Source organism: Collinsella tanakaei, from assembly GCF_030373545.1.
Classification (GTDB): Bacteria; Actinomycetota; Coriobacteriia; order Coriobacteriales; family Coriobacteriaceae; genus Collinsella; species Collinsella tanakaei_C.
Map to the genome: position 1 here is coordinate 70251 of NZ_JAUDCO010000002.1, position 19287 is coordinate 89537.

Genomic DNA, 19287 nt, shown 5'->3' on the forward strand with positions numbered 1-19287 from the left:
CCCACGCGGAGCAACTGGGTGAACCGTCGCGTTTATTTAGGGAGCCCACACAGTCGTGCCTACTACAGGTATCCTTCGTTGTTAAGGACGCTGGAACGGACGATGAGGGCACCCACCTTGTTGAGGTGGGTTCATTTTCGTGAAGCGTGGGGCGGCCCTTTTTTGACAAGATTCCTGTTGACAGCAAACGAGAGCTTGCTATCATAATCACTTGTCCTGGGGACGTAGCTCAGCTGGGAGAGCGCTGCCGTCGCATGGCAGAGGCCGAGGGTTCGATTCCCTTCGTCTCCACCACAGGATCTGATAGGGCGTCCACCGAGGTGGGCGCCCTTTTTGTTGCCCGCGCGGGGAATCGAACCCGCAGGGCGCGGAGCCGAGGAAATGCGCCGAGCATTTCCCGGCGGAGCGCGCAAGGGGGCCGGAGGCCCCCGCAGCGGCCCCGGCCGCCCCGGGCGGCCGGGGACTTCCCTTCGTCTCCACCACAGGATCTGACATTGGGAAAATGGGAACTGTCCCCATTTTCCCACGTCAAACAGGTATACTTCTGCAGATATGCATAACCCCGGCACCCGCCGGATGAGATCGATCGGAGGCCAATTATGGCCGACCAGCAAACCGCTCCCTTGACCGATGAGGAGCGCGCCGAGCTCGAGGCCCTGCGCGCCGAGAAGGCCGCCCGCGAGCAGGCCGAGCGCGCCCGCCGCGAGCGCGCCGAGCTCGAGGCCCTGCGCGCCGAGGCGAAGGCCGCAGAGCAGCCCGCGCCTGCGTCCGCGCCCGTGGCCAAGCCTGCTCCGCGCGCCGACGAACGTCCGCCCGTCGTCGATCCGGATAACCTCACGTTCGGGCAGCGCATGGTCATGACGCCCAAGACGGACGACCCTGACGATATTCCCGGCATGCCCCCCGCCCAGAAGATCATCATCGCCATCGTGCTGCTGGTTGCGGTGGGAGGCGGTATCTGGATCGCCCTTTCGAACGCCGGGATGGTATAACCCGCACAGTATTGGTAGTACGGACGCCGGCCGGTATGCCGGCGTCCTGTCCATTCGGTAAGGAGTAGCTATGGCTTTGACAGACGCCACGCGACCGACCGATATCGCCATGCTCACCGATCTCTATGAGCTGACGATGGCCCAGGGCCTTTGGGAAAACGACAAGCAGGACGAGCAGGCGTGCTTCACGGCGTTCTACCGTGACCATCCGTTCGGCAGCGAGTATGCGGTCATGTGCGGCACCGCCGAGCTTGCCGAGCTCGTCGAGAACATGCGCTTCACGGACGAGGACATCGCCTACCTCGCCGGCCTCTCTGCGCCGGCGGGCGGAAGCCTGTTCAGCCCCGCTTTCTTGGACTACCTGCGTCAGTTCCGTCCCCATGTGGATATCGACGCGGTGCCGGAGGGCGAACTCGTCTTCCCGCGCGAGCCCATGGTGCGCGTGACCGGGTCGATCCTCGAGTGCCAGCTGCTCGAGACCGCCTTGCTCAACATCATCGGATTCCAGACGCTTGTCGCCACCAAGACGGCGCGCGTGGTCGCAGCGGCGAAGGGGCGTCCCGTCGCCGAGTTCGGCCTGCGTCGCGCCCAGGGCCCCGACGGCGGCATGGCCGTCGCGCGCGCGAGCTATGTGGCAGGCTGCGCCTCGACCTCCAACGTTCTCGCCGGCCGCAAGTACGGCATCCCGGTTTCGGGCACCCATGCTCACAGCTGGGTCATGTCCTTCGATTCCGAGCTCGAGGCCTTCCGCGCCTTCGCGAGCTCGAGCCCCAAGAACTGCACCCTGCTCATCGACACCTATGATGTGCGCGAGGGCGTCGAGAACGCGATCACCGTCGCGAAGGAGATGGAGGCGCGCGGCGAGCGCCTGGCGGGCATCCGCATCGATTCGGGCGACCTTGCGAAGCTTTCCACCTACGTGCGCGGTCGCTTTGACGAGGAGGGGCTCGACTACGTCAAGATCGTCGTGTCCAACGACCTCGACGAGTACACGATTCAGTCCCTGTTGAACCAGGGCGCTCCGGTCGACAGCTTCGGCGTGGGCACCAAGCTCGCCACGTGCTTCGATCAGCCGGCGCTGGGATGCGTCTACAAGCTTGCGGCGCATCGCTCTTCTGCCGAGGAGCCCTGGACGCCGGTCCTCAAGCTTTCAGAGCAGCCCTACAAGCGCACGATCCCCGGTATCCAGCAGGTGCGCCGCTACGTCGACGAGACCGGCAGCCCGGTGTGCGACATGATTTACGACGAGGCATATCTGCAGGGGGAGGGCGATGAGCGGGGCACCACGCTCGTCGCCGTCAACGACGCGGCGCTCGTCGCGAGCGTGGCGGGCCTGTCCTTCCACGAGCTGCTCGTTCCCGTCGTGCGCGACGGTTCGGCGGTCGCGCCTCGCGAGTCCATCGAGGACGCGCGCCAGCGCTGCGCCACCGCGCTCGCCTCGCTCGATCCGGTGTACAAGCGCTTCCTGTACCCCCAGTCGTACATGGTCGGCATGGAGACCGGTCTTGCCCGCGTGCGCGACGAGCTGGTACGCGAGCGCATGGCGACAAGCAGCGCGGCCATTCCCTGGAAGCGCATCTGACGATAACGGCACATCGCGCCCGCGCGTGCGGGTCTTATCCGGTCACGCCGAGCGTCCGTCGTCCTGAGGGACGATGCGGGAGCGGCGCCCGAAAGGATAGTCATGACGCAATCACGTAAGACCATGGTGGTAAAGATCGGTTCCTCGACGCTCGTGGGACCCGACGGCGAGCTTCGCCGCGAGTTCATCGCCAATCTTGCACGTCAGGCCTCCGAGCTTGACGCTATCGGCTGGTCGCTTGTCGTGGTGAGTTCCGGCGCGATCGCGTGCGGGGCGCCCGTTCTCGGCTTCGCGCGCCGTCCTGCCGATATGCCCAGCCTTCAGGCATGTGCCTCGGTGGGCCAGTGCGTCCTGTCCGCCGTCTACGACGAGGAGTTCCGAGCGCGTGACCTGCTCACCTCGCTCGTGCTGCTCACCCGCCACGACACGGCGCGTCGCACCTCCTATCTTCATGCACGCGATACGCTGACCCGTCTGGTCGAGCTCGGCGTCGTGCCCATCGTCAACGAAAACGACACGGTCACCGTCGACGAGATTCGCTTCGGCGACAACGACACCCTTGCGGCGCTGGTGAGCTGCCTGGTCTCCGCCGATTTGTGCGTCACCCTGTCCGATATCGACGGCCTGTACACGGCCAACCCCATGGAGGACCCCACGGCGCGTTTCATTCCTCGCGTGGACAAGATCGATGAGGCGATCGTCGCCTCGGCAGGTGATTCGTCCACCTCGGTGGGAACCGGCGGCATGATCACCAAGATCCGTGCGAGCCGCATCCTCATGACCGCGGGCATCGCGAGCGTCATCTGTTCGGGCGCGGAGGCGGATGCGCTTGTGCGACTGGCGCTCGGAGAGGCGGTGGGCACGCTGTTCGCCCCTTCGGCGACCAGGTCCGATATCGCCCCTCGCAAGCTTTGGATCGCGCTCGGCGATTCGTCGCACGGATCGGTCACGGTCGATGCGGGGGCTGCCGAGGCGCTGGTCAAGCGCGGCTCGTCGCTGCTGCCCGTGGGCATCACGGCTGTGGAGGGTGACTTTACGGCGGGGGATACGCTCGATGTGCACGGTCCCGACGGGTTCACCATCGCGCGCGGCCTGGCGCAGGCGGGTTCCGATGAGCTCAGGCTCGCCGCCGGTCGCCATCAGGACGAGATCGCCTCGAATCGCCTGCTCTCTGCGTTGGCGGGCAAGCCGGCGATCCATCGTGACGAGCTGATTGTCTTCGCCTAGGCATACCGAAAATAGCGGGCGGCCCCGGTCGACGTGCATCGACCGGGGCCGCCCGTCCCTCAAGCGCCTTCAGGGCTTAGCTCACGTGGCCGGCGGCGCGCGCCTCCTCGTAGAGATGGCCGAACACGGTATCGCCGTGCAGCCCGTCATGTTCGAATTCGTTGGTGACCCACGGGTGCGCGTTGCCCACGTGCGAGAGCGTGTCGAGCTGGAGGCCCGAATCCACGTACATATCGTCGAAATACACGGCGGCATGCAGCGGCACCTCGTTTGCGGCAAGGCGTGCGGGGTCGTACGCCCGGTCGAACTCGATGTCCTCCATGAGCAGCTCCATGGCATGGGCGAAAGGTGCAAGCTCGGGCATCTGCTCGAACATCCAGGGGAAACAGGCTTCGCCGGTAAACAGAAGCGGCCGTGCGGCAGGGTCGAATTCGGGCCGGCGCGCCTTCTCGGCGGCCGCCGCCCAACGGATGGGCGAACAGGTGCCATCTGCGTAGATGAACTCCTGCAACGTCCAGTACAGCGGATTGGCGCGCGTGGTCGTACGGTCGAGAACCCCCATGAGGAACGCGTCGGTGAGCTCGGGGGAGGTACCGTCCAACGCGCCGTCTCCGTCCTCGAAGGCGGTGTCGAGCAGCCAGTGCATGCGCTCGAAGCTCGGCTTCATGCCAAAGTCGCTGCCCAGCAGCTGGAGGCGCTCGACGGTCAGCGGGCTTGCGTCGGGGAGCATGATCTCGCGTTCGCCCACGAGATCCGCGACGGCGGCGACACGCTCGATATCCTGCGGATAGCGCTCGTAGTAGGCGCGCGTTTTGGCAGCCATGCGCGGAAAGGTGTGCGCGTACACCTCGGCAGCGCTCGCGGGCAGATGCGGGACGCCGCCGCAGATAAAGGCCTGCGCGATGCCGGTCGGATAGGTCGATAGGTAGCTCAAGGTGATAAAACCGCCGTAGCTTTGGCCGAGCGTCGTCCACGGCCGCCCGCCGAACTGCGTGATGCGCAGGTATTCGAAGTCCTTCACGATGGATGGCGCAAGGTAGCGCTTGAGGAGGTCAGCTTGGGCGCGCGCCGAGTCGGCACCGGATGCGGCGGCCGCCCGGCCCAGCTGCTCGATGCCGCGACCGCTCAGACGCGAGCTGCGGCCGCAGCCGCGCTGGTCGGGGAGGATAACGCGATAGTGCTTGATGGCCTCGGCGATCCAGCCGTCGTCTGCGGGAGACAGAGGGCGCGGGCACGATCCGCCCGGACCGCCCTGGAAGTACACGAGCAGCGGTAGGTCGTCGTGGGCATGCTGCGGATCGCAGACAACCCGGTAAAACAATTTGATGCTCTCCGGCGCCCCGGGTATCGGGGGAGGGAAGGCGCCCGCGCGCATCGTCATTCCCATCGCAAGCAAGGCGGGCTCGAGCCCGCGCCAGTCGAGGGGCACGTCGATGGCGTGGTCTTCGACATAGAGTCCGGGTACATGGTAGCTGGCGAGCTTCGTCATGGCGGCTCCTCGGAATCAACGCTCGTGGTGCTTCGTCATGAAACAGGGTAGCGGCAAGACGGCAATAGCGACAAGATGGTGCCGGGTACAAACTTGTCGCTTGGCGGCGAGGCAGATTCGCCTCGATGCTTCCAACGTGTGTCGCCCGGTCCTTTCCGGAGCGGGTATACGCGATATCGGGTAGCATGGATGCAGCGAACACATGCGAGCAGGGAGGTGCCCTATGGCGCAGGATGTCAAGGCATACGTGGGGCAGCTGGCGGCTGCCGCCAAGGAGGCGTCGCGCCCCCTTGGGTTTGCAAGCGATGAGGTGCGGCAGGCCGCTGTCCGCGCCATGGCCGCTGCCCTTCGGGAGCACGTCGACGACATCCTGGACGCCAACGCCCAGGACATGGCTGCCGCGCGCGAGGTGGGGACAAGCGACGGGTTGCTCGACCGCCTGCTGCTCACCGGCGAGCGCATCGAGGGGATGGCGGCAGGCCTGGAGAAGCTCGCCGAGCTGCCCGACCCCGTGGGGCGCGTGCTCGAGCACCGCACGATCGATCAGGGTCTCGACCTGCAAAAAGTGAGCGTACCGCTGGGTCTGGTGGCCATGGTGTACGAGGCGCGCCCCAACGTCACCGCCGATGCCGCGGGCATCTGCATCCGCACCGGCAACGCCTGCATCCTGCGCGGCGGGTCGCTCGCCCAGCGCTCGTGCGTGGCCATTGCGCATGCGCTGGCCGACGCCGTCGAGGCCTCGGGTTTCCCGCGCCAAGCCGTGACCATCATCGAGACCACCGACCGCGCTGCGACCGGAGCGCTCATGAGCCTGCGCGGCGTGGTGGACGTGCTCATTCCGCGCGGCGGCGCGGGTCTCATCCAGCGGTGCGTGCGCGAGTCGCTCGTGCCGGTCATCGAGACGGGTACGGGCAACTGCCATATCTACGTGCACGCCAGCGCCGATTTCTCCAAGGCGCGCCCCATCGTGATGAACGCCAAGACGCAGCGGGTGGGTGTGTGCAACGCCTGCGAGTCGTTGCTTGTGGACGCCGCGGTCGCCGCTGCCTTCCTGCCCGATATGCTTCGCGAGCTTTCGTGTGCGGGCGTGCTCATCCATGGCGACGAGACGGCCTGCGAGGTCTGCCGCGAGCTCGGCCTTGCCGAGGGCGAGGCCTTCGTGCCCGCGATGCAGGAGGATTGGGGCCGCGAGTACCTGGCCATGGAGATCTCGGTGAAGTGCGTGAGCGGCCTCGACGAGGCGATCGCGCATATCAATCGCTACGGCACCATGCACTCGGAGGCCATCATCGCCGAAGACGGGCAGGCATGCGAACGGTTCTTGCGCGAAGTGGACGCGAGCTCGGTCTACGCGAACGCGAGCACCCGCTTCACCGACGGCGGCGAGTTCGGCCTGGGTGCCGAGATCGGCATCTCGACGCAGAAGCTGCACGCGCGCGGACCGTTTGCCGCCGAGGCGCTGACCACGTATAAATACGAGATTCGCGGCGACGGACAGGTCCGTCCGTAGCGTCAGCCACATCGCCTTGCCCATGCGGCCTCCCGGCAGCTCGCCGAGAGGTCGCATCTGCATATATTCGAATATGCGTTGGGGGGCTATCATGTGGTGGTATCGATATCACATTGCTTCGAAAGGCGGGCAGCATGGTTGACGTGACGGCGCTGGGCGAGGTTCTCATCGATTTCACCGAGGCGGGGACCTCGGAGAACGGCATGTCGCTGTTCGAGCGAAATCCCGGCGGCGCGCCGGCAAATGTGCTCGTGGCGCTCGAGCACCTGGGGCACGCCACGGCGTTTCTGGGCAAGGTGGGCGCCGATATGCACGGCGACTTCCTGCGCGACGTGCTCGAATCCGAGGGCATCGACTGCTCGGGCCTGATACGCGACCCTGCGTTTTTCACCACGCTCGCCTTCGTGGCGCTCGCGCCCACCGGCGAGCGTGCGTTCTCCTTCGCCCGCAAGCCGGGCGCCGACACGCAGCTTGCCCCTGCTGACCTCGCCTGCGATACGATCGAGTCCTCTAGGGTGTTCCATGTGGGCTCGCTGTCGCTGACCGATGAGCCGGCGCGCTCGGCGACGCTTTGTGCCATCAAGATCGCGCGCGAGGCGGGCTGCGTGCTGTCATACGATCCCAACTACCGTGCGAACCTGTGGCCATCGGCCGAGGCTGCGTCTATCCAGATGCGCTCGATTGTGACCGACATGGACCTCATGAAGATCTCCGACGAGGAATGCGAGCTCATGACCGGCCATGCAGATCCCGCCGAGGCGGCGTCGGCGCTCCTCGCGCAGGGTCCGAAGATCGTCGCGGTGACGCTCGGCGGGTCCGGCGCCCTGGTCGCCTGCGCCGACGGCATGCGCGAGGTCCCCGGCTTTCCCGCCGATGTCGTGGATACCACGGGTGCCGGCGACTCCTTCTGGGGAGGTTTTCTTGCGGCGTTCGTCGAAAGCGGCCTTGCTCCTGAAAAGGTTCGCATCGACGACGCCGCGGGCTTCGCACGCATGGGTAACGCCGTGGCGTCGCTGTGCGTGCGCGGTCGCGGCGGCATCCCCTCGATGCCTTCGCGTGAGGCGGTCATGGAGCTGCTCAAGGCGTAAGCCCGACGCTGCTTCGAAGGAGGCTCATCTGACACAGCGCGCCCCCGGTCGGCTGCGATGCCGGCCGAGGGCGCGCTCGTGCGTGAAATCGCGTCAGACGCTGTTTCACATGAGGCGGTGAACTTAAGCCTCCTGGCTGTCCTTGCCGAAGGTGTCGCGGTCGGGGGCGAAGGACTGCATGGCTTCGATGGTACGGGCGAACAGCTCATCGAGTTCCCAGCCGAGCTTCTCGGCGCCGGAGCGGATCACGTCGCGCGAGACGCCGGCGGCGAAGCGCTTGTCCTTGAATTTCTTCTTGAGCGACTTCACGTTGAAGTCCATGACGCTCTTGGAGGGGCGCATCACCACAGCCGCGCCGATAAGGCCGGTGAGCTCCTCGGTCGCAAAGAGGATCTTCTCCATCTGGTGCTCGGGCGCCGGCAGCGACGTGTTCCAGTCGCTCGTGTGGCTCTGGATGGCGCGGATGAGCTCGGGCGTGCCGCCCGCTGCCTCGATATCCTTCGCGGCGTAGATGGTGTGGTTGTCCGGATCGTCGGCATGCTCCTCCCAATCCAGGTCGTGAAGCAGTCCCACGATGCCCCAGAACTCCTCGTTCTCGGGGTCGTACTCACGGGCGAAATAGCGCATGGTCTGCTCGACCGTCTCGCCGTGCTCGATATGGAAGGGGTCCTTGTTGTGCTCGTTGAGCAGCGCGAACGCCTGCTCGCGCGTCATGCCTGCCGAAAGCTTCGTTGCCATGAGGTCCCTCCTGTTCCGCCGCGGATGCTCCGCGTCCGATAAACAAAAAGGTGCCGCGACCCTGCCTTATAGCGCTGCGCGCCGTACCTGCGGTCAGAATCGGGCACCTTGGTTCCCCCAACCGGTGTCGGGGGAGGTGAAAACTGATGATGGTATACCATGCGAACGCCCGGCGGTCAACGTCCGGCGCGCGCCCTGTGCGCTCGTTCGGGGCGTATGGTTCGCATGTAAAAAAATCCCTAGGGTGATTTTACATTGGGTGTCAGTTGTCGGGGATTTCGCCTGCCTGGACTGCGGCCGCGTGCAGGCGGTCGTCAGCGTCCTCTTCGCTCACGTCGAGCGCGACGGCGAACTCCTCGATGGAACGCCTGCGCGCTTCTTTGAGGATGCGCGTGTAGTAGCTGCTCGGCTTCTTGGCGCGCTCCTGTGCATCGCGGATGCGCCGGCGCATGGTCTTGACGACGCGCAGGGTCTCGGGTGCACCGAGTTTGAGCTGCTTTTTGAAATAGCTCTCCTCAAGCGAGCTGTTGCGCTCGGTGTACGGGTCGCATTCGAGGGCGGCGTACCCAGCGATAAGGGCCTCTGCCTGTTCTTTATCTATGCAGGCGTGCAGACGGTCGGCTTGGGATACGGGATATAGCAGGCGGGTCTTGGCGTGGCCGGAGCGGGCTTCCAGGACGATCATGGGCGATGGGCCATCTTCGAAGCCCACGACGGTGCAGACGCCTTGGCCCGGATGGATGACGTGCTCTCCGATACGAAACATGCTTCCTCCAACTGATGAGCTCTCAACTGTTGATAGAATACCACTTCTACGTGCAGGTTTGCCTAATATAGCCACAAAAGCGGCATATTTGGGGGTCGTTTGCGCCCGTCCGACTGCGCGCGTGCGCTCGCCGCCGGGGGGGGTGCACGGCGACCGACAGGGACCTCCGACAACGAGCCCGGTTGATCGAAAGAGTCTGCGCGCGCATTACCGCTGGGCGGTCTGTGGCTACCGTCTGCGAACCCGTTTGCCACTCGCCCCGATGCGAAGACCGTCTGGCGAAGGTCGAAAAAGGGTGAGCGGTCCTTGTTTAAGCTGTGGGTAGATGAATAGTATTCATCTAAAAATGCATACTGTTGTAGAGCATTTTACAGAGTTGGAACGTGTCGGAAACAGGGGCCGCATAGACTTTACTAAACTAAAGAACAGGCAATCTGCTGATTAACTAGTTATCTTACCGTATTGTCGCGCAGGTCTCGAACGGGGGAGGTGGTAAGCGTAAAAGTGAATAAATCGCTTAACCAGTCGTACAGGTAACAGAAGGGAGATCAGATGAGCATGAAGATGAGAGCGTCCATCGCCGCGACTGCCGGCCTTGCGTTCGCGCTCGCCCTGACCGGCTGCTCTGGCGGCAGCTCGGGCACCATCACGTTTGCAAACGTGACCGAGGGGGCGGGCGAGGAAGCCGCCGACGTGATCTCGATGACCGAGGCGCGCAGCTTTGAGGCGACGCTTCCGGTCAGCGGCAAGAGCACCGACGACCTGCAGGCCCTCATCGACGAGGGCAAGGTGAGCTGGTCGCTCAGCCGCGAAGAGGGCGCACAGGACGCCGAGGCGTTCCCGTACCAGTATCTGGGCGGCGCGCTCGAGGAGTGGCAGACGGTCGGGACCTCCGAGCAGCCGCAAGGGGAGTTCTTCACCAATATCCAGACCACGGCCGCCGAGGTCGATGGCTCCGCCGCGCTCAAACTGACCTTCGACAGCACGACGATGTTCGGCTATGACGGCATCGACAACCGCGACCGCTCCCAGGTGCGCGACACCATCCTCGATTACACCGGCACCTATGACCTCACCTGCACGCTCGACGGCGAGACCGTCGGCACCGCCGAGGTCGACGTGCGCCCCTACGATCAGTACCGCACGCAGGCCGAGCTCGACGCCGAGCTGCCCGAGCTGGCCGAGCAGGCCAAGGAGAACGGCCTGTACGCCGAGGTGACCGAGATCGGCCAGTCCGCTGAGGGCAGGCCCATCAACGCCATCTTCGTCGCCAAGGAAGAGGCCGACCTCGACGAGTACCTCGAGCTCACCGAGCGCATGGAGACCGAGCCTGCCGCCGTGCAGGAAGAGGTCGAGGCCGGTACGCTCGAGTACAAGGTGCCCGTCGTCTACAGCAACATCCACGCGGACGAGATCATCGGCTCCGACGGCGTCATGGAGTTCCTGCGCGCCCTCGTGAAGAACGAGCCGATCGAGTACAGCACCGTCGAGAGCCTGACCGACGAGGGCAAGGCCACGCTCGAGCAGGAGATGAAGTCCGACGGCACCGCTTGGTCCGAGCTCATCGCCGATGACGTGACGGGCGTGGGCTATATCCAGGGCAAGGGCGAGATGAATCCCACCGATGACCCCGAGGCCAACCCCGATGCCGCGGTCGACATGACCGAGGAGCAGTTCGAGTCCTACTACAACGTCGAGGACCGCACCCTCGATCCCGAAGAGATTCTCGACGACGTGTTCTTCATCATGGTTCCCAGCGAGAACGTCGACGGCCGCACCTACAACGTGCGCACGGGCGGCAACGGTCTGGACCTCAACCGTGACAACACGTATCAGACGCAGCCCGAGACCCAGGCCATGACCGAGCTCATCGCCACGTGGAACCCGATCTCGCTGCACGAGATCCACGGCTACTACACGCAGTTCCAGGTCGAGCCCTGCTCGCCGACGCACGACCCCAACAACGAGTACGACCTGTTCATCGACACGGCCATGCAGCAGGGCGAGGCGTTCGCCGCCGCCGCGATCTCGAACAACGACTCGATCAACAGCGTGCAGATCCCCATGCGCGACTACCTCAAGGTGGCCGATGACGGCAGCCTCGAGTGGGTCCCGTTCGATGACATGTCCTCGAGCTACACGCCGCAGTACGCGATGCTGCACGGCACGAACGCCTACACCGTCGAGCTGCCCTACGGCTCCCAGGACGCTGTGGTCGCGGTGAAGTACGGCTTCGTCGGCAACGCCGAGTTCGTGTCCGAGAACAAAGACGAGATGTTCCTGAACCAGCTCGAGCGCTACGAGCGCGGCATCGAGAACATCGATCCCGACGAGATCCGTCCCTACTACGTGAGCCAGTCCGACGAGCCGGGCGCCGAGGCCGACGTTTTCCGTCCGCGCTATGAGGAGAACAACAACTTCTTCCCCGAGTACTACGTGATCCCCGTCGACGCTACTTCCCAGCAGGATCGTGCCGCTGCCGCCGAGATGGTGGAGTACCTGCTGCGCAACGATGTCAGGCTCGCACAGCTGTCCGAGGACTTCAAGGTGGGCGATACGACCTATGCCGCCGGCACGGTCGTGGTCGACATGCACCAGGCCAAGCGCAACATGGCCAACGCCGCCCTGTACAAGAACATGGTCATCGACGACTGGACCTCGCTGTACTCCGAGCCCGTCACCAACTTCCCCGATCAGCGCGGTTTCGACACGGACATCATCACCACGCCGGGCGCCTTCGATGACGCACAGCTCGCCGACCTGACCGAGCCCCTCGAGCTCGCAACCGAGGTCGACGGCGAGGGCGATATCGTCCGCATCGAGAACAGCGGCGTCGAGGCCATCCGCGCCGTCAACGCCATGCTGAACGACGGCGTGAAGGTCGGTCTCGTGACCGGCGGCGACGCCGAGGGCGACTACGTCGTGGCCGCTTCCGACTTCGACGCGATCAAGGACGATTACGTGCTCGACGCCCACAAGGTCTCCGAGGCTCCCGAGGCCAAGGTCATCAAGACCGAGATCAAGGTCTACGTGCCCGGCGCCGTGCCCGAGTTCATGACGACCGAGGACGGCACGGAGTACGGTCTTAAGGACTACCAGAACCGCCTCAACACGACCTACAACATGGATATGTTCTCGCTCGGCCAGCAGATGGGCTTCACGCTCGTCGATTCCGCCGATGAGGCCGATATCATCGTGGGCAACCAGGCGCTCACCGAGGAGGAGGGCAAGCTCGTTGCCGAGGGCAAGCCGTACGTGGGCTACACCGCCAACGCGCTCGAGTCCGTCGCCTCGCTCGGCGTCGACCTCACCTACAACGCCGATGCCATGATGTCCTACGACGCGCTCACCACCGTCGAGTTCCCGGAGGAGAGCATCGTCACGGCGACCTATGTCGGCGAGGGCGACGACCTCATGTACGGCTACGGCGGAACGTTCATCACCGGTGTTCCCGAGGGCGCCAAGGTCCTCGTGAAGACCACCGATGACGATCCGATCGAGGGCTTCATGAGCTCCGATCACATCGCCAAGTACAAGGGCACCATCCAGGCCATCGACTACCAGCAGGACGGCTACAACATGACGCTGTTTGCGAACACCTTGACCAACAAGGCGCACCAGCAGGATGAGTACCGCTTCCTGACCGCGGCCGTCTACAGCAAGCTGCTCGGTGACGACTTCACCGCATAGCCTGCGTGCCGCATAGGCCCAGCGGGTCCCCTTCGCGCGGCCGGTCCCGGACACGATGTCGGGGCCGGCCGCGTCGCCATGCGATACGTCGCCGCGCCCCGGGTGTCCGTTCTGCATGAAGTCTCACAAAAATCGCATGTTCTCGCGGTATAAATCGAGAAAGACCCTCTTCGGTGTGATAAAGTACCGCTTATGTCTGGACTCACATCCCGCCGGCGGAAGAAGCGGGACCGTTCACCGAGGAGGATTCATGCCCGAGAAGATCGAAGAGCTGGTGCGCGCTGCCCTCGCCGCAGCGGTTGAGGCGGGCGAGGTGCCCGCGTTCGAGTTGGAGGACTGCGGCATCGAGCGACCTGCGGACACTTCTCATGGTGAGTGGACCTCCACGATGGCGCTCAAGTCCGCCAAGCTGGCCCACTGCGCTCCGCGCAAGATCGCTGAGGCCGTCGTGGCCCACCTGCCCGAAAGCGAGATCGTCGACCACGTCGAGATCGCCGGCCCCGGCTTCATCAACTTTTACCTGTCCGTCGTCGCCAAGAACGCCGTGTTCGCCGAGGCGCGCGAGCAGGGGATGGACTTCGCCCGCTCCAACGTCGGTGGCGGCGTGAAGACCCAGGTCGAGTTCGTGTCCGCCAACCCCGTCGGCCCCATGCACGTGGGCCACGGTCGCTGGGCCGCGCTGGGCGACTCCATGTGCCGCGTGATGGAGCACGCCGGCTACGATATCGAGCGCGAGTTCTGGATCAACGACTACGGCAACCAGATGAACACGTTCGGCAACTCCATCTCCAAGCGCTACATGCAGCTTGCTGACATCATGGAGAAGCAGGGCTGCGACATCGACGCCGCCCGCGACTTCCTCGCCAAGGATCGCGACAACTACGTGCAGGACGAGGCCGACGAGCATCCCGATAGCCACCCCTACATGGATGAGTTCACCGCCGATCTGGGCAAGGATTCCTACGGCGGCACCTACATCATCGACGAGGCCGCTGCCTTCTGGAAGAGCGACGGCGACCAGTGGGTGAACGCCGATCCGCAGGAGCGTATGCTTTCCTTCCGTGAGCGCGGCTATCAGAAGATGCTCAAGGACATGAAGGACACCTGCCACGACGTGCGCTGCGACTTCGACGTGTGGATGAGCGAGCGCACCATGTACCAGAAGGACTGGACGGGCACCTCGCCGGTCGAGCGCGCCTACGCCAAGCTGGACGAGATGGGCTACCTCTATCGCACCGACGACGGTGCGCTGTGGTTCAAGTCCACCGCCTTCGGCGACGACAAGGACCGCGTCATCCAGAAGACCAACGGCGACTATACCTACTTCTCGTCCGACATCGCCTACCACTGGAACAAGTTCCAGCGCGTCGACCTCGTTCTCGACATCTGGGGCGCCGACCACCACGGCTACATCGCCCGCGTCAAGGCCGTCTGCGACGCCTTGGGCTACCCCGGACAGTTCGAGGTGCCGCTGGGCCAGTTCGTGAACCTGCTGCGCTCCGGCAAGCCGGTCCGTATGTCCAAGCGCAAGGGCACGATGATCACGTTCCGCGAGCTCATCGACGAGGTCGGTGCCGACGCCGCCCGCTACACGCTCGTCTCTCGCTCCTCCAACCAGACCATCGACTTCGATATCGATGCCGTCAAGGAGAAGAGCCAGTCCAACCCCGTCTACTACGTGCAGTACGCGCATGCCCGCATCTGCTCCATCCTGCGCAAGGCCGCCGGCGTCACGCCCGAGCAGGCCGACCTCATGGGCATGGAGAACGTCGCCGTCAAGGCCATCTACGGCGATGTCGACTACGCGCTGCTCACCGATCCCACCGAGCTTGCGCTCGCCCGTAAGCTCTCCGAGCTGCAGGACCTCATCGCCGGCGCTGCCCGCGACCGCGCTCCGTTCCGCATCACGCACTACGTCGAGGAGCTTGCCTCCGCGTTCCACAGCTTCTACGCCGCCTGCCAGGTGCTGCCGAGCGAGGGCCATCCGGTCGACCCCGAGCTCGTTCGCGCGCGTCTGGCCGCGTGCGACGCCGTTCGCTCGGTGATCGCCCTGTGCCTGTCGCTGATCGGCGTGTCCGCGCCGACGCGCATGTAGCGCTCGCGATACCACATGTCGCTGTGAGGGCCCCGCGCATGACGCGGGGCCCTTTTTATGCCGATCGCCCCGCGCGCGGGGCGTCCGTCCGTCGCATTTTGACCGCCTCCGGCCGGTTGCGAGGCGAAACTGTGATATAGTGGCCTTGCCTTCTGGGCATCCTTTGTACAATCCACGTGTTGTCCGCCTTGATACGTTTGCAGGCGGCGTGTTTGCCTATCGCATGCGAAGCGTTTTTCGCGTTTACTCTCCAAAGTTGGGTATGGGCCGCATAGGGCGGCTTTCCATAAGGAGGTATAGGAATGAAGTTCTTCATCGACACTGCTGATCTTGACGAGATTGCCGAGGCTAAGAGCTGGGGCTGCCTTGCCGGCGTTACCACCAACCCCTCGCTGTACGCTCGCACCGGCGGCAAGCTCGCCGATTTCGAGCCGCATATGCTCAAGATCGCCGAGCTGTGCGAGGGCCTTCCCGTCTCCGCCGAGTCGACGGCGACCACCGCTGAGGGCATGATCGAAGAGGGCCGTCGCCTTGCCGGTCTGGCTCCCAACATCGTCGTCAAGCTTCCCGTGTGCGAGGCCGGTCTGGCCGCATGCCGCGCGCTTGCTGACGAGGGCGTCCGCATCAACATGACGTTGGTCTTCTCCGCTCCCCAGGCCCTGCTCGCCGCCAACGCGGGCGCTCGCTACATCTCGCCGTTCGTCGGTCGCTTCGACGACATCGCCGAAGATGGCATCTCCCAGCTCGCCGACGTCATCGCGTGCATCAAGAACTACGACTGGACGGGCAAGAATGTCGACGACCAGGTGGAGATCATCACCGCATCGGTGCGTACCCCCAACCATGTGACCCAGGCGGCGCTGCTCGGCGCAGATATCGCGACCGTTCCGTTCGGTGCGCTCAAGAAGTGCGTCAAGCATCCTCTGACCGATCAGGGTCTCGCTTCGTTCGAGGCCGACTGGAAGAAAGTAGTTGAGCAGGCATAGTGGCAGAAGAGAAAAACGAGCTCCCTACCAACGAGTCCGTAGACGCTCCCGAAGCTGACGCGGCGCTTCCCGCGAAGGATTCCGCGCCGCGGCGTCGGGGACGTAAGCCCAAGGCGGAGGCGGCCGATGCCGCCCCCGCCCCCTCTGAGGACAAGCCGGCCCGTCGCACGCGCACGAAGCGCACGACCGCCAAGAAGACCGCGGACGCCCCCGACGTGTCATCCGAGGTCGCCCAGGCACGCGCCCTCGCCCAGATTTCCCAAGCACAAGTCGTTCGTCGTCAGCGCCAGGAGGCCGACGCGGCCGCCGAGCTCATCGCCGAGCCCGCGCCGAAGCGCCCGCGCGCCAAGAAGAAGTCGACCGACGAGGCGCCCGCAGCGGACGTGAAGGCTGCCGAGGCCGCACCGTCCGCGACGGCGGAGATTCCCACTGTCGATCCCGCGTTGCGCCCGCATCGTCGCGGCAGGAAGCCCAAGGCCTATGTCGAAGCCGAGCGCGCCGCTGCCGCTGCGGCCGCCGCCCTGGCGGCCCAGCGCGACGCCGATGCGGAGGCCTCCGCTGCAGATGCGCCCACCCCTGATGCCGCTGAGCGCGATGACGCGAAGCCCAAGGCGCGCAAGCGCCGCGAACGCGCCTCGGCTAAGGCCGACTCCACCGAGGCGGCCGCTGACGCATCCGAGGGCAAAGACGAGCAGGCATCGTCTAAACCCGCCGACGACAAGCGTACGTCCGCTGACGGCGAGCAGCGTGCGGAGGGCGCGCGCGAGCGCCGCACCCACGCCACGCGCCACGGGGAGCGCACGTCGCGCAACCAAGATCGCAACGATCGGCGCGGCAACGCGAAGGCCGAGCGCAACGGGCGGGGAAACAAGCGCTCCAACCGCTACAACAGCGTTCCGACCGAGCCGAGCCTGACCCGCGAGGAGCTCGCGTCCTATAAGGTTGCCGAGCTGCGCGAGAAGGCCCACGAGCTCGATCTGGACACCACGGGCAAGAAGAAAGCGGAGCTTGTCGAGGAGATCTATGTCGCCGCGGCGCACGCTGAAGGGTTCCGCGACATCGAGGGCATCCTCGAGATCACCAACGAGGGCTTCGGCTACATCCGCGCGCACGGCTATATGCCCAGCCGTGACGACGCATTCGTCCCCGCGAACCTCATTCGCGCCGCGCGCCTGCGCACCGGCGACTATATCGTCGGCACGCTTCGTCCGTCGCGCGCCAACGACAAGTTCCCGGGTCTGTCCAAGATCGCCTCGGTCAACGGCGTCGACCCCGAGCAGATTCGCATGCGCCCCAAGTTCGCCGAGCTCACGCCCGTCTATCCGAATGAGCGGCTCAAGATGGAGCACGGGCGCGATTCCATCACCGGCCGTGCGATCGACATCGTCTCGCCGATCGGCAAGGGCCAGCGCGGCCTGATCGTCTCGCCCCCCAAGGCGGGTAAGACGACGGTCCTGAAGCACATCTGCCAGTCCATCGCGGTCAATAACCCCGAGGTCCATCTCATCTGCCTGCTGGTTGACGAGCGCCCCGAGGAAGTTACCGACATGGAGCGCTCCATTCGCGGCGAGGTTGTCGCCTCGACCTTCGATATGCCGGCCGACAACCATACGCGTGTCTCCGAGCTGGTTATCGAGCGCGCCAAGCGCATCGTCGAGATGGGCGGGGACGTGGTCGTCGTGCTCGACTCCATCACCCGTCTTGCGCGCGCCTACAACCTGACAGCCCCCGCATCGGGCCGCATCCTGTCCGGCGGCGTCGACTCCGCCGCCCTCTATCCGCCCAAGCGCTTTTTGGGTGCCGCCCGCAACATCGAGAACGGCGGCTCGCTCACCATTCTCGCCTCGGCGCTCATCGACACCGGCTCCAAGATGGACGAGGTGATCTTCGAGGAGTTCAAGGGTACGGGCAACATGGAGCTCAAGCTCGACCGCGACCTCGCCGACCGCCGCATCTTCCCGGCTATCGATCCGGTGGCGTCCGGCACGCGCAACGAGGACCTGCTCATCGACGAGAACATGCGTCCGTTCGTGTGGGGCATCCGGCGCATCCTGGCCAATATGAACAACACCGAGCGCGCTGCCGCCTCGTTCATCAAGGGCCTGAAGGGCACCAACTCCAACGACGAGTTCCTCATCAGGACCGCCAAGAAGGCCGCCGAACACCCCGAGGCGCTGTAGGCCTCGAGCCGCGCGTCCACATGGCACGTAAAGGCCTCCGCAGGCAATCCTGCGGAGGCCTGTTCGTCTGATGGGCGAGCGGCGCACCGGCGAACGGTGCGCCGTGAAGTGCGCTACAGAATGCCGAGGGCGCGCTGGATCGCGACGGTCGCTCGGTAGGGGAGCACGTGCGATGCGAGGTAGAGCGCCTTCATGTCGCATGAGGGGATGCACAGGCTGCGCCCCGCGTTCGCGGCGCGAAGTGCGGCATGCGCCACGTCGTCTGCCTGCTCGAACCCGATCGCGCACATCTTGGCCGCCGCGGCGGCATCGCCCGGCGCATCGAGGAACTCCGTCTTCATGAACTTGGGGCACACGGCGGTCACGTGGATCCCCGCATCGCCCAGCTCGGCGTCGAGCGAACGCGACAGGTCGAGTACGAAGCGCTTGCACGCGGAGTAGACCGCGAGCTTCGGCTGGGGTATGAATGCCGCGACGCTCGCCACGTTGACGATGCGCGAGCCGGGCCTCATGAAGGGGAGCGTGCGGTAGATGAGCTCGACGGGGGCTTTGACCAGAAGGGAGAGCATGGAGTCGGCTGCAGACCGCTCGATGTGGGCGAAGCTGCCGAACGCGCCGGCTCCGGCGTTGTTGACAAGGAGCGACACGCTCGCTGCGGGCGTCTCGGACAGCGCGGACTCCAGGATGCTGAAGGACACAGGATCGGTTAGGTCCATGCAGAAGGGGCGCACGGTGACGGACGTGGTCCGCACGAGCGAGTCGAGCCGTTCGGCGCGGCGGGCAACGACCCAGATCTCATCGATGGGGCCGGCCTCTCCGGCGTCGATGCGGCGGACGAATTCCCTTCCGAGGCCCGAGGAGGCGCCGGTGACGATGGCGATGGACGGCATGGGAGCTCCTTTATGCGACGACAGACGACACAATACGTCTTGTTCCCCAAAACG

General features: G+C 65.1%; 13 protein-coding genes and 1 tRNA gene. 10 read left to right on the forward strand and 4 right to left on the reverse strand.

Annotated features, from left to right (window positions below; all coding sequences use genetic code 11):
• Positions 1–218 precede the first annotated feature (218 nt).
• The 4 genes from QUW00_RS01755 to proB all read left to right on the forward strand — a co-directional run bounded on the left by QUW00_RS01755 (position 219) and on the right by proB (position 3801).
• Positions 219–294 (forward strand) — tRNA-Ala (locus tag QUW00_RS01755).
• A 305-nt stretch (positions 295–599) separates the two neighbouring features.
• Entirely contained in the window at positions 600–992 is a 393-nt protein-coding gene (locus QUW00_RS01760; RefSeq protein WP_289612685.1) for a hypothetical protein, read from the forward strand.
• A gap of 70 nt (positions 993–1062) precedes the next feature.
• Positions 1063–2574: a nicotinate phosphoribosyltransferase gene (locus QUW00_RS01765; protein ID WP_289612686.1), complete on the forward strand. Its 1512-nt coding sequence runs from the start codon at positions 1063–1065 to the stop codon at positions 2572–2574.
• 102 nt (positions 2575–2676) lie between these two features.
• Entirely contained in the window at positions 2677–3801 is a 1125-nt protein-coding gene (gene proB / locus QUW00_RS01770) for a glutamate 5-kinase (protein WP_289612687.1), read from the forward strand.
• Between the two features lie 76 nt (positions 3802–3877).
• Here proB and QUW00_RS01775 read toward each other — a convergent pair whose 3' ends face one another.
• The gene (locus QUW00_RS01775) at positions 3878–5290 is read right to left on the reverse strand and encodes an alpha/beta fold hydrolase (protein ID WP_289612688.1); all 1413 of its coding nucleotides are present in this window, start codon (positions 5288–5290) and stop codon (positions 3878–3880) included.
• 223 nt (positions 5291–5513) lie between these two features.
• On the opposite strand from QUW00_RS01775, the gene QUW00_RS01780 reads away from it, so the two are divergent.
• Complete coding sequence (locus QUW00_RS01780; protein WP_289612689.1) at positions 5514–6800, forward strand: glutamate-5-semialdehyde dehydrogenase; 1287 nt, start codon at positions 5514–5516, stop codon at positions 6798–6800.
• A 134-nt stretch (positions 6801–6934) separates the two neighbouring features.
• The gene (locus QUW00_RS01785) at positions 6935–7888 is read left to right on the forward strand and encodes a carbohydrate kinase family protein (protein ID WP_289612690.1); all 954 of its coding nucleotides are present in this window, start codon (positions 6935–6937) and stop codon (positions 7886–7888) included.
• Between the two features lie 123 nt (positions 7889–8011).
• Here the strand turns inward: QUW00_RS01785 and QUW00_RS01790 are convergent, their stop codons facing one another.
• Together QUW00_RS01790 and QUW00_RS01795 are read right to left on the reverse strand one after the other, a co-directional pair.
• Entirely contained in the window at positions 8012–8626 is a 615-nt protein-coding gene (locus QUW00_RS01790; protein ID WP_289612691.1) for an HD domain-containing protein, read from the reverse strand.
• 262 nt (positions 8627–8888) lie between these two features.
• Positions 8889–9392, reverse strand: a complete 504-nt coding sequence (locus QUW00_RS01795) for a CarD family transcriptional regulator (RefSeq protein WP_289612692.1) — start codon at positions 9390–9392, stop codon at positions 8889–8891.
• 552 nt (positions 9393–9944) lie between these two features.
• On the opposite strand from QUW00_RS01795, the gene QUW00_RS01800 reads away from it, so the two are divergent.
• The 4 genes from QUW00_RS01800 (at position 9945) to rho (ending at position 18343) form a co-directional block, all read left to right on the forward strand.
• Entirely contained in the window at positions 9945–13082 is a 3138-nt protein-coding gene (locus QUW00_RS01800) for a M14 family metallopeptidase (RefSeq protein WP_289612693.1), read from the forward strand.
• 250 nt (positions 13083–13332) lie between these two features.
• Positions 13333–15177 carry an arginine--tRNA ligase gene (gene argS, locus QUW00_RS01805; RefSeq protein ID WP_289612694.1) on the forward strand — a complete coding sequence of 615 codons (1845 nt, stop codon included), beginning with the start codon at positions 13333–13335 and terminating at the stop codon, positions 15175–15177.
• 302 nt (positions 15178–15479) lie between these two features.
• The gene (locus tag QUW00_RS01810; protein WP_235422428.1) at positions 15480–16163 is read left to right on the forward strand and encodes a transaldolase family protein; all 684 of its coding nucleotides are present in this window, start codon (positions 15480–15482) and stop codon (positions 16161–16163) included.
• The gene (rho, locus tag QUW00_RS01815; protein WP_289612695.1) at positions 16163–18343 is read left to right on the forward strand and encodes a transcription termination factor Rho; all 2181 of its coding nucleotides are present in this window, start codon (positions 16163–16165) and stop codon (positions 18341–18343) included. The genes QUW00_RS01810 and rho overlap by 1 nt, the downstream gene beginning before the upstream one ends.
• Positions 18344–18456: 113 nt before the next feature.
• Here rho and QUW00_RS01820 read toward each other — a convergent pair whose 3' ends face one another.
• Positions 18457–19233, reverse strand: a complete 777-nt coding sequence (locus tag QUW00_RS01820; RefSeq protein ID WP_289612696.1) for an SDR family NAD(P)-dependent oxidoreductase — start codon at positions 19231–19233, stop codon at positions 18457–18459.
• Positions 19234–19287 lie beyond the last annotated feature (54 nt).

Coding starts and splice junctions, on each gene's coding strand:
- QUW00_RS01760 (WP_289612685.1), top strand. CDS start 600: ATGGCCGACCAGCAAACCGCTCCCTTGACCGATGAGGAGCGCGCCGAG.
- QUW00_RS01765 (WP_289612686.1), top strand. CDS start 1,063: ATGGCTTTGACAGACGCCACGCGACCGACCGATATCGCCATGCTCACC.
- proB (WP_289612687.1), top strand. CDS start 2,677: ATGACGCAATCACGTAAGACCATGGTGGTAAAGATCGGTTCCTCGACG.
- QUW00_RS01775 (WP_289612688.1), bottom strand. CDS start 5,290: ATGACGAAGCTCGCCAGCTACCATGTACCCGGACTCTATGTCGAAGAC.
- QUW00_RS01780 (WP_289612689.1), top strand. CDS start 5,514: ATGGCGCAGGATGTCAAGGCATACGTGGGGCAGCTGGCGGCTGCCGCC.
- QUW00_RS01785 (WP_289612690.1), top strand. CDS start 6,935: ATGGTTGACGTGACGGCGCTGGGCGAGGTTCTCATCGATTTCACCGAG.
- QUW00_RS01790 (WP_289612691.1), bottom strand. CDS start 8,626: ATGGCAACGAAGCTTTCGGCAGGCATGACGCGCGAGCAGGCGTTCGCG.
- QUW00_RS01795 (WP_289612692.1), bottom strand. CDS start 9,392: ATGTTTCGTATCGGAGAGCACGTCATCCATCCGGGCCAAGGCGTCTGC.
- QUW00_RS01800 (WP_289612693.1), top strand. CDS start 9,945: ATGAGCATGAAGATGAGAGCGTCCATCGCCGCGACTGCCGGCCTTGCG.
- argS (WP_289612694.1), top strand. CDS start 13,333: ATGCCCGAGAAGATCGAAGAGCTGGTGCGCGCTGCCCTCGCCGCAGCG.
- QUW00_RS01810 (WP_235422428.1), top strand. CDS start 15,480: ATGAAGTTCTTCATCGACACTGCTGATCTTGACGAGATTGCCGAGGCT.
- QUW00_RS01820 (WP_289612696.1), bottom strand. CDS start 19,233: ATGCCGTCCATCGCCATCGTCACCGGCGCCTCCTCGGGCCTCGGAAGG.